This window comes from Gemmobacter megaterium, from assembly GCF_900156815.1.
GTDB lineage: Bacteria > Pseudomonadota > Alphaproteobacteria > Rhodobacterales > Rhodobacteraceae > Wagnerdoeblera > Wagnerdoeblera megaterium.
The window spans coordinates 230,004-244,121 of the sequence record NZ_FTOT01000003.1 but is presented as its reverse complement, the minus strand read 5'-3'; the positions used below and the strand labels follow the sequence as shown (position 1 = coordinate 244,121).

Annotated in this window: 14 protein-coding genes; 12 read left to right on the top strand and 2 right to left on the bottom strand. The window is 65.2% G+C overall.

The genetic code is table 11. From position 1 onward, the window contains the following. Positions 1-131: 131 nt before the first annotated feature. The 6 genes from BW970_RS09790 to BW970_RS09765 all read left to right on the top strand — a co-directional run bounded on the left by BW970_RS09790 (position 132) and on the right by BW970_RS09765 (position 4,932). Positions 132-965 carry a transporter substrate-binding domain-containing protein gene (locus tag BW970_RS09790; RefSeq protein ID WP_229740484.1) on the top strand — a complete coding sequence of 278 codons (834 nt, stop codon included), beginning with the start codon at positions 132-134 and terminating at the stop codon, positions 963-965. Between the two features lie 74 nt (positions 966-1,039). Then, positions 1,040-1,702 carry an amino acid ABC transporter permease gene (locus BW970_RS09785; RefSeq protein WP_076530655.1) on the top strand — a complete coding sequence of 221 codons (663 nt, stop codon included), beginning with the start codon at positions 1,040-1,042 and terminating at the stop codon, positions 1,700-1,702. 1 nt (position 1,703) lies between these two features. After that, a complete protein-coding gene (locus BW970_RS09780) occupies positions 1,704-2,369 on the top strand; it encodes an amino acid ABC transporter permease (RefSeq protein ID WP_076530653.1) in 666 nt (221 codons plus the stop codon). A gap of 10 nt (positions 2,370-2,379) precedes the next feature. Next, the gene (locus BW970_RS09775; protein WP_076530651.1) at positions 2,380-3,165 is read left to right on the top strand and encodes an amino acid ABC transporter ATP-binding protein; all 786 of its coding nucleotides are present in this window, start codon (positions 2,380-2,382) and stop codon (positions 3,163-3,165) included. Positions 3,166-3,176: 11 nt separating this feature from the next. Beyond that, complete coding sequence (locus BW970_RS09770; RefSeq protein ID WP_076530649.1) at positions 3,177-4,094, top strand: aminotransferase class IV; 918 nt, start codon at positions 3,177-3,179, stop codon at positions 4,092-4,094. A 61-nt stretch (positions 4,095-4,155) separates the two neighbouring features. After that, positions 4,156-4,932 carry a sulfite exporter TauE/SafE family protein gene (locus tag BW970_RS09765; RefSeq protein WP_159441428.1) on the top strand — a complete coding sequence of 259 codons (777 nt, stop codon included), beginning with the start codon at positions 4,156-4,158 and terminating at the stop codon, positions 4,930-4,932. A gap of 32 nt (positions 4,933-4,964) precedes the next feature. On the opposite strand, the gene BW970_RS09760 is transcribed toward BW970_RS09765, so the two are convergent. Together BW970_RS09760 and deoC are read right to left on the bottom strand one after the other, a co-directional pair. Further along, the gene (locus tag BW970_RS09760; protein ID WP_076530645.1) at positions 4,965-7,325 is read right to left on the bottom strand and encodes an aldehyde dehydrogenase family protein; all 2,361 of its coding nucleotides are present in this window, start codon (positions 7,323-7,325) and stop codon (positions 4,965-4,967) included. Between the two features lie 12 nt (positions 7,326-7,337). After that, on the bottom strand, positions 7,338-8,324 hold the full coding sequence (gene deoC, locus BW970_RS09755) for a deoxyribose-phosphate aldolase (protein ID WP_076530643.1): 987 nt from the start codon (positions 8,322-8,324) through the stop codon (positions 7,338-7,340). 795 nt (positions 8,325-9,119) lie between these two features. Here deoC and BW970_RS20730 point away from each other — a divergent pair. From BW970_RS20730 to BW970_RS09725, 6 genes are all read left to right on the top strand, one after another. Then, positions 9,120-9,263: a hypothetical protein gene (locus BW970_RS20730; RefSeq protein ID WP_159441427.1), complete on the top strand. Its 144-nt coding sequence runs from the start codon at positions 9,120-9,122 to the stop codon at positions 9,261-9,263. Positions 9,264-9,356: 93 nt separating this feature from the next. Then, the gene (locus tag BW970_RS09745) at positions 9,357-10,148 is read left to right on the top strand and encodes an SDR family NAD(P)-dependent oxidoreductase (protein WP_076530639.1); all 792 of its coding nucleotides are present in this window, start codon (positions 9,357-9,359) and stop codon (positions 10,146-10,148) included. Positions 10,149-10,169: 21 nt separating this feature from the next. Then, positions 10,170-10,955 carry an SDR family NAD(P)-dependent oxidoreductase gene (locus BW970_RS09740; protein ID WP_076530637.1) on the top strand — a complete coding sequence of 262 codons (786 nt, stop codon included), beginning with the start codon at positions 10,170-10,172 and terminating at the stop codon, positions 10,953-10,955. A gap of 58 nt (positions 10,956-11,013) precedes the next feature. Beyond that, positions 11,014-12,156: a C4-dicarboxylate TRAP transporter substrate-binding protein gene (locus tag BW970_RS09735; RefSeq protein ID WP_076530635.1), complete on the top strand. Its 1,143-nt coding sequence runs from the start codon at positions 11,014-11,016 to the stop codon at positions 12,154-12,156. 75 nt (positions 12,157-12,231) lie between these two features. Then, positions 12,232-12,804, top strand: a complete 573-nt coding sequence (locus BW970_RS09730; protein WP_083701203.1) for a TRAP transporter small permease — start codon at positions 12,232-12,234, stop codon at positions 12,802-12,804. A gap of 3 nt (positions 12,805-12,807) precedes the next feature. Beyond that, on the top strand, positions 12,808-14,109 hold the full coding sequence (locus BW970_RS09725; protein ID WP_076530633.1) for a TRAP transporter large permease: 1,302 nt from the start codon (positions 12,808-12,810) through the stop codon (positions 14,107-14,109). The last annotated feature ends 9 nt before the right edge of the window (positions 14,110-14,118 follow it).

The window sequence follows — 14,118 nt, the reverse complement described above, 5'->3', positions numbered from 1 at the left end:
TCTGCCGGCCGGATGCGCCCCCCAGAGGGAGAAAATTGCTCCCTGGCGGCATTTTCTATTGTTAAAGTAAAAATGATCGTCGATTGTCAACAATCAGAATGCCTCAAGACCAAGAAACAGGGAAGTATGACATGATGAACAGAAGAAACCTGATCGCCCTGGCGGCGGGCGTTGCAATGTCTGCGGGGCTGCTGCCGCACTCTGTCGCGGCCCAGACCGCGTTGGAGGAGGTGAAGGCGCGCGGCGTGTTCCGTGTGGGCATGGCGGCGGCCGACCCCTGGTTCTACAAGAATCCCAGCACCAATGAATGGACCGGCGTCGGCGTTGAAATCGGCAAGCTGATGGCGGCCGAACTGGGCCTGACCTTTCAGCCGGTCGAGACCACCTGGGGCAATTCGGTGGCCGCGCTTCAGGCGGGACAGATCGACGTGATGTATGTTCTGGACCCGACCGAGGAACGCAAGAAGGCCATAGATTTCCCCGATACGCCGCTGTTCTACTATGCCATGGGCGCCCTGACCAAAGAGGGGTTCAAGGTCGAGAACTGGCTGGATCTGAACAAGGCCGGCACCCGTGTCGGCGTGACCTTGGGCACCACGGTCGACCGGCGCCTGACAGAACAACTGCCCGAAGCGACCATCGAACGGTTCGCCAGCAATGACGAGGCGGTGGCCGCCTTTGCCGCTGGCCGGGTGGATGTGGTGTCGCAGTTTCACCCCGCGTTGATCGTGCAATCCTCGCGCCTGCGGATGGGTGTGGTGCAACTGCCCAACGAGACCGTGGCCGTCCCGACCAGCGTGGGCCTGCGCAAGGCGGCCGATCCGTCGTTCCGCGACTGGATCGACGGGTTCATTGCCAGGATCTACAACGAAGGCACCACCAACACGATCTTTCGGGACTACATTGCGACCAAGGGGATCGACCCCGACACCGTGCCAGGCATCCAGAAAGAAACCTGGTTCTGACCCCTTGGGTCCGGCATCGGCAGGGCCGCACTGGCCCTGTCTCTTTCAACCTGCACCAGGGGCCTGACTGACCTATGCCCTATGAATGGGATTTTCTTGCGGTTCTGGCGCAATGGCCGCTGCTGCTGTCGGGCCTGCTGGGCACCATCAAGATCGCGGTGATCGCCATTGCGGCGGGGGTCATTGTCGGCGGGCTGGTGGCGGCCATGCGGCTGTCACGCCTTTGGCCGGTGCGGCTGCTGGGCACGATCTATGTGGACTTCTATCGCAATACGCCCGGCATCCTGCATTTCTTCTGGTTCTACTATGCGCTTCCGGTGCTCAGCAACGTTTCGCTGGGTCCGCTGGAGGCAGCGGCGCTGGCGCTGGCCACCCAATCGGGCGCCTTCTACGCCGAGGTGTTCCGGGGCGGGATAGGGTCGATCCGCAAAGGCCAGTGGGAAGGCGCCAAGGCCCTTGGCATGATCCGTGGCCAGGCGCTGCGCCGTGTGATCCTGCCGCAGGCCGCGCGCCGCATGATCGCGCCCTTCACCGAGCGTTCGTTCGAGATCATCAAGACCACCTCGCTGGCCTCGACCCTGTCTTATGGCGAATTGCTGTATCAGGGCATGATGGTCGCCTCGATCACCTTCCGGCCGCTGGAAACCTATACCCTGCTGGCCCTGATCTACTTTGCCCTGCTGTTCAGCCTGAGTGCGCTGGCCAAATGGGGTGAATCCCGGCTTCAGGCGTATTGAGATGCAGTATCAATGGGATTTTTCGCTGATCTTCGACAACCTGCCGGTGCTGTGGCGGGGTGTGGTGGTGACGCTGCATCTTGCCGCGATGTGCCTGTTGGCAGGGCTGGCGCTGGGGTTCGTCATCGCGTTGATGCGGCTGTCGAAATTCGCCGCAGCGCGGGTGTTCGGCCGGGCCTTTGTCGAGTTTTTCCGCAACGTGCCGGCGCTGATCCAGTTGATCTGGTTCTACTATGCCTTTCCGATCCTGATCGGCGCGCAGATGAGCCCGTTCATGGCCGCCTTCCTGGGCATCACGCTGAACACGGCCGCCTTTTCGGCCGAAATCTATCGCGCGGGGATTCAGTCGCTGGAGCGCGGCCAGTGGGAAGGTGCCATGGCCATCGGCATGGGGCGGGCGCAGATCCTGCGCCGCATCATCCTGCCGCAGGTGTTCCAGCGCATGTTGCCCGCCTTCACCAACCGCGCGGTAGAGGTGGCCAAGGTCACATCGCTGGCCTCTGTCATCTCTGTGCAGGAACTCATGTATCAGGGGCGCCTGCTGTCCTCGACCTATTACCGCCCGCTGGAGATTCTGACCGCCGTGGGCTTTATCTATCTGATCGTCATCTACCCGCTCAGCCTGGCCTCGATGCTGATGGAGCGGCGGATGGCCCGCAACCAGTAAGGGCACCACGATGACCGGACCCATCCTGCGCACCATGGACCTGCGCAAATCCTTTGGCGAGCTGGAGGTGCTCAAGGGCATCGACCTGACTGTCGAACCGGGTGAGCGGATCGCCATCATCGGGGGCAGCGGGTCGGGGAAAAGCACCCTGTTGCGCTGCCTGAACTTCATGGAACTGCCAACGGCGGGCCGGGTAGAGCTGGACGGCGCCTTGATCGGTCAGGTGCAGACCGCCCGCGATGGCACCGAACGCATCACCTATGCCGAACGCGCGCTGACCCAGGTGCGCCGCCGGGTGGGGATGGTGTTCCAGCAGTTCAACCTGTTCCCGCATATGACCGTGTTGCAAAACACCATGGAGGGATTGATTACCGTGGACCGGATGCCACGGCAGCAGGCCCGCGAGCGTGCGATGGCAGAACTGGCCCGCGTCGGGCTGGCGGAAAAGCTGGGGGCCTATCCCTCGCAACTGTCGGGCGGACAGCAACAACGTGTGGCCATCGCCCGTGCACTGGCCATGCAGCCCGAGGTGCTGCTGTTCGACGAACCCACATCGTCGCTGGATCCCGAACTGGTGGGCGAGGTGCTGCGCACCATCCACACTCTTGCCGAAGAAGGGCGCACCATGTTGCTGGTGACGCATGAACTGGGCTTTGCCTACCGTTTCGCCACGCGGGTACTGTATCTGTATGACGGGCTGGTGCACGAGGAAGGCACGGCCGAACAGATCTTCCGCGCCCCGCAGCGCGAGAAAACCAGGGCGTTCATCGAGCGCTCTTCCGAATTTTCCCTGTAAGGAGGACCCAGATGGCCACCATTTCCAGCGCCCAAAGCTATGACGGCGATCCCCGCAACGATGATGTGCGTGTCTATGTGAACGGCACATTCGTGCACCGTGACAAGGCCAGCGTGTCGGTGTTCGACGCGGGCTTTGTGCTGGGCGACGGCATCTGGGAAGGGCTGCGGCTGGTCAACGGCAAGCTCTTGTCGCTGGATCAGCACATGGACCGGCTGTTCGAAGGCGCGAAGTCGATCAGCCTCGACATCGGCATGACGCGCCAGCAGGTGGTGGACGCCATTCTGGCGACCTGCGCCGAGAACGGCTTTACCCATGACACCCATATCCGCCTGATGATCACACGGGGCCGCAAGACCACGCCGAACCAGGATCCGCGCTTCATGGCGTCGGCGGCCACGGTGGTGATCGTGGCGGAACTCAAGCGGCCCCGCCAGGCGCTGGCGGACAAGGGGCTGTCGCTGTTCACCTCGACCTTCCGCTGTTCGTCGCCCGATGTGTTCGACCTGCGGCTGAATTCGCACAGCCGGCTGAACCTGATCCAGGCGCTGATCCAGGCGATTGCCGCCGGCGCGGACGAGGCGCTGATGCTGGACCCGAACGGCTTTGTCGCCAGCTGCAATTCGACCAACTTCTTCATCATCCGCAAGGGCGAGCTGTGGACCTCTCCGGGACTCTACAGCTTTAACGGGATTACGCGGGGGCATGTGGCGCGGCTCTATGGTGAACAGGTGGGGCCATCGGTGCAAAAGGATTTCACCCTGGCGCAGGCCTATTCCGCAGATGAGGCGTTCGTCACCGGCACCCTGGGCGGCGTGACGCCTGTCACCCGGATCGACGGCCATACCATCGGCGATGGCACGCCCGGCCCCCTGACGCGCGAGATTGCGCGGGTTTACTGGGAGTATGTCGCCAAGAGTTGTGCGTGATCGTGGCATGGCCTGGCAAGCCGCATAGGCCCCCGGCGGGGCAGGCAGGGATCAGACCATCGTGCTTGTCGCCGCGCTGACCGGCTGGACCGGGGTTCCGGCGCTGCACATTGGCGCCTTGCTGGTGACTGCATTGGTCGCGGGATGTGCGCGGGGCCTGTCGGGCTTCGGTGCCGGTCTGATCTTCATTCCGCTGGCCAGCATGTTGATTGGCCCGCAGATGTCGGTCGCCCTGCTGTTGATCACCGATCTGATCGGCGGCCTGCCCACGCTGCGCCCCGCCTGGCGCGAGGCAGAGCGGCGGTCGGTCCTGATCATGCTTGGTGGCGCGCTGGTGGGGATGCCGCTGGGATTTGCCGCCTTGCTCGTGCTGGACCCGGTTCTGGTGCGCTGGTGCATTTCGGTGATCGTGCTGGCGCTTCTGGCGTTGCTGGTCAGTGGTTGGCGCTGGCGCGGCGACGCAGGCCCGCCGGTGCTGGCGGCCGCAGGTGGCTGCGGCGGCATACTCAGCGGGCTTGCGCAGATCGGCGGGCCGCCAGTTGTGGCCTTTTGGCTGGGAATGCCGCGGCCGGTGGCTGTGCTGCGCGCCAACATCATGCTGTATTTCGGGCTTAGCTCGGTGGCGAGCCTGATGCTGTACGGGTTCGGCGGGTTGATCACCCCGGCGGTGCTGGCTGTTTCGGTCGTCGTCACGCCCGCCTACATGCTGGGTGTGATCCTGGGCATCCGGTTGTTCAGGGTGGCCAGTCCCCAGGTGTTCCGGCGCCTGTCGATGGTGTTGATCGGGCTGGCGGCGATCATCGGTATGCCCCTGGAATGGCCGCCGCTGCCCTGGTGAAGGACGGCGGCGGATCCGCCGCCATCCATCCGTCACGCACCATAGGGCACCCAGACCGTCTTGATCTGCGTCGCGCGTGTCAGGAATGCGCGGCCCTGGCCTTCGTCACCCGTCCAGTCGCGGGCGGCGCCGTCTTCGGCCCAGGTCTGTTTCAGGTTGCCGGCCGAGGCTTCCTCGATCATGCGCCCGCCTTCGGCGGTGCCGAAATACCAGACCGCATCGACATCGGAATGATCAGCCAACGTGCGCGCCAGCGCGTCGCGTTCGCCCGAGACGATGTTGACCACGCCCCCCGGCACATCCGATGTGTCGAGCACCTGATACAGGTCGGTCGCCGCCAGCGGATGCAGTTGCGACGGCACCGCCACAACCCGATTGCCCATGGCGATCGCAGGCAGCACCAGCGACACGAACCCCAGCAGCGGCAGCGCCAGCGGACAGGCGATGCCCACAACGCCCAGCGGCTCTGGTATGGCCAAGGTCACATGCGCCGATTTCGTCGCCTGCACCGCGCCATCGAATTTGTCGGCCTGCGCGGCATACCAGAAGATGCGGCGGATCGCGGTGTCCACCTCGGTCCGGGCGGCGCCTTGGGTCTGGCCAAAGCTGTGCAGACGGTCCTGGAATTCGCTGGCGCGGGCCGACAGGTTTTCGGCCAGGAAATACAGCACCTGCGCGCGGTTGTGCCCGGTTTGCGCCCCCCAGCCCTTGGCGGCATGGGCGGCCTCGACCGCGTTGCGGATGTCTTTGCGGTTGCCCAGTGGCGCCAGCCCGACCGCACCTTTTGCCCCTGGCACGGCATAGGAATAGCCACTGTCCGGGCGGGCTTGCTTGCCCCCGACATACAGCTTGGCGGTGCGGTCGATGGGGGTGGCAGGCAGGCTTTCGGCCGGGGTGGCGACGGGGGCCGGGGGCGCGGTTTCAGGGCGTTTGGCCTGTGGCCGGGCGGTGGCCAGATAGGCCGCCATGCCCGCCCGCCCGCCTTCGCGCCCGAACCCGCTTTCGCGCATTCCGCCAAAGCTGGCACCGGCGTCAAAGACATTGGCCGCGTTGATCCAGACGACTCCGGCCTTGACCTTCCCGGCGATGTCCAGACACAGGTTGATGTTCTCGGACCAGATCGAGGCGGCCAGCCCATAGCGCGTGTTGTTGGCCAGCGCGACCGCATCGTCGGGCGTGCGGAACGTGCTGAGCGTGACGACCGGGCCAAAGATTTCCTCGGTCGCCAGGACAGAGGCGGGTTCAACCCCGGTTGCCAGGGTTGCGGGGTAATAGCAGCCCTCGGGGGCCGTGCCCTGATGCAGCTCTGCCCCTTCGGCCCGGCCCTGATCCACCAATGCGCGGATCCGCTGTAGCTGGACGGGATGGACGATGGCGCCGATGTCGGTGTTCTTGTCCAGCGGGTCGCCCACGATCAGGCCGGACATGCGGCGGCGCAGCAATTCGGTAAAGCGCGGGGCCACGGCCTCGGCTACCAGAATGCGCGATCCGGCACAGCAGACCTGGCCCTGATTGAACCAGATCGAATCCACCACACCCTCGACGGCGGCATCCAGATCGGCATCGGCAAAGACGATCAAGGGAGATTTGCCGCCCAGTTCCAGCGTCAGCGCCTTGGCCGATCCGGCGATCTGGCGCCGGATCAGACGGCCCACCTCGGTCGATCCGGTAAAGGCCACCTTGTCCACGCCCGGATGCCCGGTGAGTGCCGCGCCGGTGGTGCCATCGCCGGTGACGATGTTCAGCACCCCCTTGGGCAAGCCTGCCTCGCGCGCGATTTCGGCAAAGGCCAGCGCGGTCAGCGGGGTGTATTCGGCGGGTTTCAGCACCACGGTATTGCCGGCGGCCAGGGCGGGCGCCACCTTCCACGCCAGCATCAGCAGCGGAAAGTTCCACGGGATCACCTGCCCGCACACCCCATGCGGGGCGGCGCCGGGGAATTCGTCGGCCAGCACCTCGGCCCAACCCGCATGGTGATAGAGATGGCGGATGACGAGCGGGATGTCGATGTCGCGGCTTTCGCGGATCGGCTTGCCGTTGTCGATGGTTTCCAGCACCGCCAGAAAGCGCGCGTGCTGCTGCAAATGCCGGGCCAGGGCATAGAGGTGCCGCGCCCGATCATGCCCGGACAGCGCGGCCCATTTCGGTTGGGCGGCGCGGGCCGCCTTGACGGCGGCGTCCACATCCTCGGCGCGGCCTTGCGAGACGCGGGCGATGTCTGCGCCCGTCGCCGGGTTGGTCACGGCAAAAGTGTTGGCCGGCGCGGTGAAGGCCCCGTTGATGAAATGCCCAAAGCCTGCGGCGTGCCGGGCCAGCCACTCGCGCACCACGGCGCTGTCTTCGGGGGCGGTGCCATAGTCGAGACGGGTCAGGAGTTCGGTGATCTTGGTCATGTCGTGGTCCCCTTACGCCAGCGCCAGCCGCGAGGCGGACGCATAGCGCCCGGTGACGAAATGTTCGAGCTGTCGTTCGATGTCGCCCAGCATGGACGATGCCCCCAGCCGGAACAGATGCGGATCCAGCCAGTCGTTGCCCATTTCTTCCTTCATCAGGATTTGCCAGCTAAGTGCATCCTTGGCCGATTTCATGCCGCCCGCGGGTTTGAACCCCACACGGTGCCCGGTTGCGTCGCGGTAGTCGCGCAGGGCGCGCACCATCGTCAGGCTGACGGGCAGGGTGGCATTCACCCCTTCCTTGCCGGTCGAGGTCTTGATGAAATCCGCCCCCGCCTGCATGGCCACCATCGAGGCGGCGTAGACATTCGTCAGGGTCTGCAATTCCCCCGTGGCCAGAATGGCCTTGAGATGCGCGGCCCCGCAGGCTTCGCGCATCTGGCGGATTTCGTCGTGCAGCGCCTGCCAGTTGCCGGTCAGCACATGTTCGCGGGTGATCACGATGTCGATCTCGTCCGCGCCCTCGCCCACGGCATAGCGGATTTCGGCCAGACGCAGCGGCAGCGGCATCAGTCCTGCCGGGAACCCGGTGGCGACCGAGGCAACGGGAATGCCCGATCCGCGCAGCGCACGGACCGCATGGGGCACCATGGTCGGATAGACGCAGACCGCCCCCACCGTCAGGCCAAAGTCGGCCAGGCCCAATCCGTCGAGGATATGCGGGGCCAGTGGTCTGCGTGCCTTGGCACACAGCCGGTGCACGCGGTCGGCCGTATCGTCCCCGGCCAGGGTCGTCAGGTCGATGCAGCGCACCGCATTGACCAGCCATGCCGCCTGTGCCGCCTTCTTGATGCTGCGCCGGGCGATCATCGAGGCCGCGCGGCGTTCGGCTGCGCTGCGGTTGACGGCGCGGCCCTGGAACATCTGATGGCCAAGCGGCATTCCGGGATTGCGCGGGTCATTCGTGCCTGGGGGGTGCGCGGCCGGTTCAACGGTCATCTAGGGGCTCCAGTTCGCAAACATCGGTCTGTGTCGGGGCGCGGTCGGTCGGGCGTCTGGGCCGCGGTTCGCGCGGAGGGGCCGCCGCCTTCGCTGGCGCATTGCCTGTCCCGCAAGGGTTGTCGTGTGTCATGTGCCATGTTCTTTCGCGCGGTTGTCCAGAGAATGCCGGAGCGGCGTCCGAACGTCCACTGCCTGTTGCGGGGTATCGGTGGGGGTGGTGGCCAGGCGCGACCCGGCGCCCATCCACAGATCCCGGTCCGGGCGCCTGCTGCGGTCGTTCCGGGTGCCCGGCGACCCTGCGGATTCCCGGTGCGGCGGGTGAGAAACCGCCACTATGTGGCGGAACTCTTGCGATCCGACCGCCACATGGTGGCTGTTGGTCGCGGCCGTCCGGCGGGCCGTTGACCGATGCGGGCCTGGGATCGGCGGATGTGTAGTCGTGTGTCAGGGCGCACAGACCTGCGGCCTTGCGCGTGTTTAGATGTGTGCCTGATATTGAGCCGACCTCTGGTATCCTTGTATTTCCCCTTCAGGCCGGGATCCGGCCTTGGCAGGTGTCGCGGTGCCTGAACCGCAGGAGTGCCGAATATATGCGCTTGACATGTGGTGTTCATGGCTGAATGGTCTGACGTAAAGCGTCACTATGTGGATGCTACTGTTCGCGTGCCAGTCAGAGAATGGTTTGGGAGGACCAGATCGACTGCCTTGCCGGCCAGGCTGGATATGTCAGTTGCGCCGGTGGACCTGCCCCTGGCGAGGGCAGGGCGGAAGATCAGACAGCGGGAGGACGACATGCTCAGCTTTGGGCTGGTCGCGGTCGCGGCCGGAATCGTTGCGCGCTTTGCCGTCAGCCGTGGCGGCGGGACCGGACGAGGCCGGGCGGTGCGCGTGCCCGTGCGGGTGCAGGCCCGCACGCCGCGCACCCCTGTCAGATGATCGCCATGGGCAAACGGTCGTCGGCATCAGGGGCAAGGGGGCCACGATCGCGAAAGATCCGGCCCTTCATTCGTCGGCCAAAAGGACCAGGACATGACCACGCCAAGGCTTGAGGGCAGGATTGCCGTGATCACCGGCGGCGCCAGTGGCATCGGCCAGGCGGTGGCGCAACGCTTTGCCGAAGAAGGGGCCGACATCCTGTTGACCGATCTTGCGCCCTGCGATGCGACGGTTGCCCTTGTGCAGGGTCTGGGGCGCAAGGCGCATCAGATGCGGATGGACGCGACTTCCGAGGCAGATTGCGACCGTATGGTCGAAATGGCCGTGCAGGTCTTTGGCCGCATCGACGTGGCGGTGTTCTCTGCCGGGGTCAAGACCTTGCCAGAGGCGCCCCGGCCGGGCGTCGACCCGGCCAAGGCGACACAACTGGTCCACATGTCGGTCGAGAATTTTCGCAAGGTGATCGACGTCAATGTCACCGGCGTCATGCTGGGCAGCCGCGCGGTGGCCCGACAGATGCTGGCGCAGGGCACCGGGGGGGCGATCGTCAACATCGCTTCGACGGCGGGGCGGATTCCATTGGCGGGGGGCGGATCCTACTGCGTGTCCAAGGCGGGCGTCATCATGCTGACCAAGGTCATGGCGCTGGAGCTGGCGCAGACCGGCATCCGGGTGAACGCGGTCGGCCCCGGTTATACCTCGACGCCGATGTGGGACGCGCCCGAAGACTCCGATGCCTATCGCCGCGCCATGTCCATCACCCCGATGCAGCGCAATGGCACGCCGCGTGAACAGGCCGATGCCTGCCTCTATCTCGCCTGCGACGAAAGCTCGTTCATGACGGGCCAGACCCTGCACCCGGCCGGCGGCCAGTTCACCGGCTGATCCAATCCTACAGGAGGCTCCATGACACATCAGCGAATTGCGGTCGTCACCGGCGCGGCCAGCGGTATCGGCAAGGCCTGCGCCGAACGGCTGGCCGCCGATGGCTGGCACGTCGTTTGCGCCGATATCCAGCTTGAGGCAGCCCGCGTCGTGGCCGGGCAGATCGGCGGCACCGCCCGCCAACTGGACGTGACCGACGAGGCCGCGACCGAGGCGCTGGCCGAGGATCTGTGGTCGGCGCTTGGCCCGGTTTCGGCCTGTGTCGCCTGCGCCGGGGTTCTGCAACCCTGGGATCGCCCGCACGAGTTGGACATGAAGGTCTTTGACCGCGTGCTGGACGTCGATTTTCGCGGCGTGTTCCTGACGGCCAAGGCGTTTGGCACCCGGATGGCCCAAGGCGATGGCGGGGCGCTGGTGCTGATTTCGTCCTGCGCCGCCTTCCGCTCTACCCCGCTGCACGCCTATGGCCCCGCCAAGGCCGCCGTCGTGGCCCTGACCGAGACGCTGGCCGCCGAATGGGGCCGGTCGGGGGTGCGGGTCAACGGGGTGGCCCCTGCCTATACCTTGACCGAAGTGATCGAGAAACAGGCCCGCGAGGGGATGCGCGACCTGAGCACGTTCGGGGCCGACCTGTTGATCGGTCGGGCGATCCGCCCGGCGGAAATCGCGGCCCCGGTCAGCTTTCTGCTGTCGGGCGGGGCCAGCGCGATCACCGGCATCACGCTGCCGGTCGATGGCGGGCTGCTCGCCTCGGGGGTCTGGGCCTCTTACGGGGGGATCCGTCCGGCCTATGCGCCCGTCGACTGACGCTATTCCAGAACCGGGCCGCATCAACGGCACGAACCCACAACAAGGAGGAAATCTGATGACACATCTGGCATTCAAACTCGGGGCCGCTGCCCTGCTGTCCACGGCCCTGGCCGTCCCGGCCGTCGCGCGCGAGGTCAGCTATTCCCACGGCTTTGCCACCGGATCGGCTGTCGGTGTCGCGGCGGTCGATTTCGCCAATGCCGTCGCCGAAAAGTCGGGCGGCGACCTGACGGTCCGCGTCTATCCCATGACGCTGATGAACCTGATCGAGACCGGGCCGGGCGTGCGCGACGGTCTGGCCGATATGGGCTATGTGCTGGCGCCCTATTATGCAGCCGACTATCCGCATTACAGCCTGCTGCACGAACTGACCATGTCGATCAACCTGCGCGAGATGACCGGCAAGGAAAGCCTGGCCTATGCCGGGGCGATCACCGAATTCGCCTTTCATGACTGCCCCGGATGCCAGGCCGATTTCGCCAGGCAGAACCAGATCTATCTCAGCGGTGCCACCTCGTCGGTCTATTCGCTGCTGTGCAACAAGCCGGTGGTGACCGAAGCCGACATGCGCGGCAAGAAGGTGCGCGCGGGCAGCCCGAGCTTTTCGCGCTTTTCCGAGCATTTCGGGGCAACCGGCATCCAGATGGCGGCAAACGAGGTGTTCGAGGGCCTGAGCCAGGGGGTGCTGGATTGTGCCATGCTGTCGGCGCCCGAGCTGACGACCTACAGTCTCAAGGATGTGGTCACGGATGTGACCATCGGCGTGCCGGGCGGCATCTATGCCGGTGCGGCGGTGGGGAACATGAACATGGACAGTTGGCGGTCGCTGACCGACGATCAACGCGCCGCCATGCTGTGGGGGGCCAATGTGCTGTCGGCTGACATTTCGTGGAACTACTACGCGCAGGATGCCGAGAACATCCAGATGGCCCGCGACAAGGGCATCAACATCCACGAAGCCTCGCCCGAGTTCCGCGAGAAGATCCGCGCCTATGTGACCGGGGATCTGGACGGCGTCGCGCGCATCTTTGAAACCACCTATGGCGTGGCCGATGCGGCGGCGGTCAAGGAACAGTTCATGCCGGTGCTGGAAAAGTGGTATGGTCTGGTCGAGGGCGTCGAGACCCGCGAAGATCTGCGGACGCTGTTCTGGGATCAGATCTATGCCCGCGTCGACCCCGCCGCCTACGGCATGTGATCACGCCTCAAGGCATGGCAGGGCGCCCGATGGCAAATCGCCGACGGGCGCCCCATCCAATGACAGGACAGACAGATGAGCTTAATCGGGCGGACGATCTCGGGGCTGAATGGCCTTGCCACCGCGATATGTGCAGCCGTCGTGCTGCTGCTGGTGTTTCACGTCACGCTGGAAGTCGTGATGCGCTATGTTGTCGGAATGCCTTTGAAGGGCACCATCCAGTTCGTATCGCTGTATTACATGACGGCGATCACCTTTCTGGCGCTGGGTGTTGTCGAGCAGCGCGACAGCCACGTCGTGGTCGAGGTGCTGTCCAACACTCTGGGTCCGCGCGGTCTGGCCGTCTGCGTCGCCATCGGGCTGGTGCTCAGCGCGGCGACGGCGGCAGGTCTGGCCTGGCGCACCTGGGGCGAGGCGATGAAGCAGTTCCGCGGCGGGGCATTCGTCATGGAAGGCGGGTTCGTGCTGCCCACCTGGCCCACCTATTTCTTTCTGCCGGTCGGGTTCGGGCTGATGCTGATCGTGGCGTTGTACCGGCTGGGATGTCTGGCCACCGGGCGCCCTACCGGATTCGTGACCCATGGGTTCGATCCGGGTGCCCCGGTGTTCGATGATCCGCCTGCGGCGGCCGATGGCAAGGGGCGCTGAGGCATGACCGACCTTCAGATCGCCTTTGCCTTCATCTCGCTGCTGGTGGTTCTGCTGCTGATCCGGGTGCCCATCGGGGTTGCGCTGATCTCGGTGTCGTTCACGGGCATCGGCACCTTGCTGAACTGGAAGATCGCCTGGGGTACGCTGGGCGTGATCCCCTATCATTTCGCGTCCAGTTGGCTGCTCAGTTCGGTGCCCGCGTTTCTGTTCATGGGCTTCCTGTGCTATCACGCGCGGCTGACCGAAGGGCTGTTCCACGCCGCCCGCATATGGCTTGCCGGGCTGCCCGGAGGGTTGGCGGTGGCGTCGGTTTTCGGCTGTGCCGGCTTTGCCGCCGTGACCGGATCGTCGGTGGCCTGTTCGGCGGCCATGGGCAAGATCGCCGTGCCCGAGATGATGCGCAACCGCTATAGCGCAGAGCTGGCCACCAGCACGGTGGCGGCGGGCGGCACCATCGGCGCGCTGATTCCGCCGTCGATCCTGATGATCCTGTATGGTGTGATCGCGCAGGTGCCGGTGCACGACCTGTTTCTGGCTGGCGCCGGGATCGGCATCCTGACGATGTTCGCCTATTGCGCGGTGATCATGCTGCGGGTCAAGGCGAACCCCGAACTGGCCCCGCCGCTGGTCGGCGAGGTGATTACCGGGCGGGATCGCCTGCTGGCGCTGGCCGAGATCTGGCCGGTGCTGCTGATTGCCCTGGGCGTCTTCGGGGGGCTGTTCTCGGGCGTGTTCACCCCGACCGAGGCGGGCGCCATTGGCGGCTTTCTCTCGCTTGTGGTGGCCTTGGCCAAGCGCACACTCGGGTGGCGCGTGTTGTGGATGACGATCATTGAAACGGTCATCACGACCGCCTCGCTGATGATCATTGCCATCGGGGCCAGCATGTTGACCCGCTTTCTGGCATTGTCCGGCGCGGGCGAGGCGCTGTCAGGCGCGATCCTTGGGCTGGGATCCGAGCCGGTGGTGATCATCCTGATGATCTGCCTGGTCTATCTGCTGCTGGGGATGTTTCTGGAACCCATCGGGGCCATGCTGCTGACGCTGCCGATCTTTCTGCCGGTGGTCGATCAATCGGGCTATTCGCTGCTGTGGTTCGGCATTCTGCTGACGAAGCTGCTGGAAATCGGAATGATCACCCCGCCGATCGGGATGAACGTCTTTGTCATCAAGGGCGTGGTCGGCAATCTGACCAGCCTTGGCACCATCTTTCGCGGGGTTGCCTGGTTCATCGTGGCGGATTTCGTGCTGATCGCGCTGATGATCGCCTTTCCGGCACTGGTGCTGTTCCCGGTGTCATAGGCGCAGGCA

Excerpts from the sequence above, each read along its gene's own strand:
- BW970_RS09790 (WP_229740484.1), top strand. The coding sequence starts at position 132 with ATGATGAACAGAAGAAACCTGATCGCCCTGGCGGCGGGCGTTGCAATG.
- BW970_RS09785 (WP_076530655.1), top strand. The coding sequence starts at position 1,040 with ATGCCCTATGAATGGGATTTTCTTGCGGTTCTGGCGCAATGGCCGCTG.
- BW970_RS09780 (WP_076530653.1), top strand. The coding sequence starts at position 1,704 with ATGCAGTATCAATGGGATTTTTCGCTGATCTTCGACAACCTGCCGGTG.
- BW970_RS09775 (WP_076530651.1), top strand. The coding sequence starts at position 2,380 with ATGACCGGACCCATCCTGCGCACCATGGACCTGCGCAAATCCTTTGGC.
- BW970_RS09770 (WP_076530649.1), top strand. The coding sequence starts at position 3,177 with ATGGCCACCATTTCCAGCGCCCAAAGCTATGACGGCGATCCCCGCAAC.
- BW970_RS09760 (WP_076530645.1), bottom strand. The coding sequence starts at position 7,325 with ATGACCAAGATCACCGAACTCCTGACCCGTCTCGACTATGGCACCGCC.
- deoC (WP_076530643.1), bottom strand. The coding sequence starts at position 8,324 with ATGACCGTTGAACCGGCCGCGCACCCCCCAGGCACGAATGACCCGCGC.
- BW970_RS20730 (WP_159441427.1), top strand. The coding sequence starts at position 9,120 with ATGCTCAGCTTTGGGCTGGTCGCGGTCGCGGCCGGAATCGTTGCGCGC.
- BW970_RS09745 (WP_076530639.1), top strand. The coding sequence starts at position 9,357 with ATGACCACGCCAAGGCTTGAGGGCAGGATTGCCGTGATCACCGGCGGC.
- BW970_RS09740 (WP_076530637.1), top strand. The coding sequence starts at position 10,170 with ATGACACATCAGCGAATTGCGGTCGTCACCGGCGCGGCCAGCGGTATC.
- BW970_RS09735 (WP_076530635.1), top strand. The coding sequence starts at position 11,014 with ATGACACATCTGGCATTCAAACTCGGGGCCGCTGCCCTGCTGTCCACG.
- BW970_RS09730 (WP_083701203.1), top strand. The coding sequence starts at position 12,232 with ATGAGCTTAATCGGGCGGACGATCTCGGGGCTGAATGGCCTTGCCACC.
- BW970_RS09725 (WP_076530633.1), top strand. The coding sequence starts at position 12,808 with ATGACCGACCTTCAGATCGCCTTTGCCTTCATCTCGCTGCTGGTGGTT.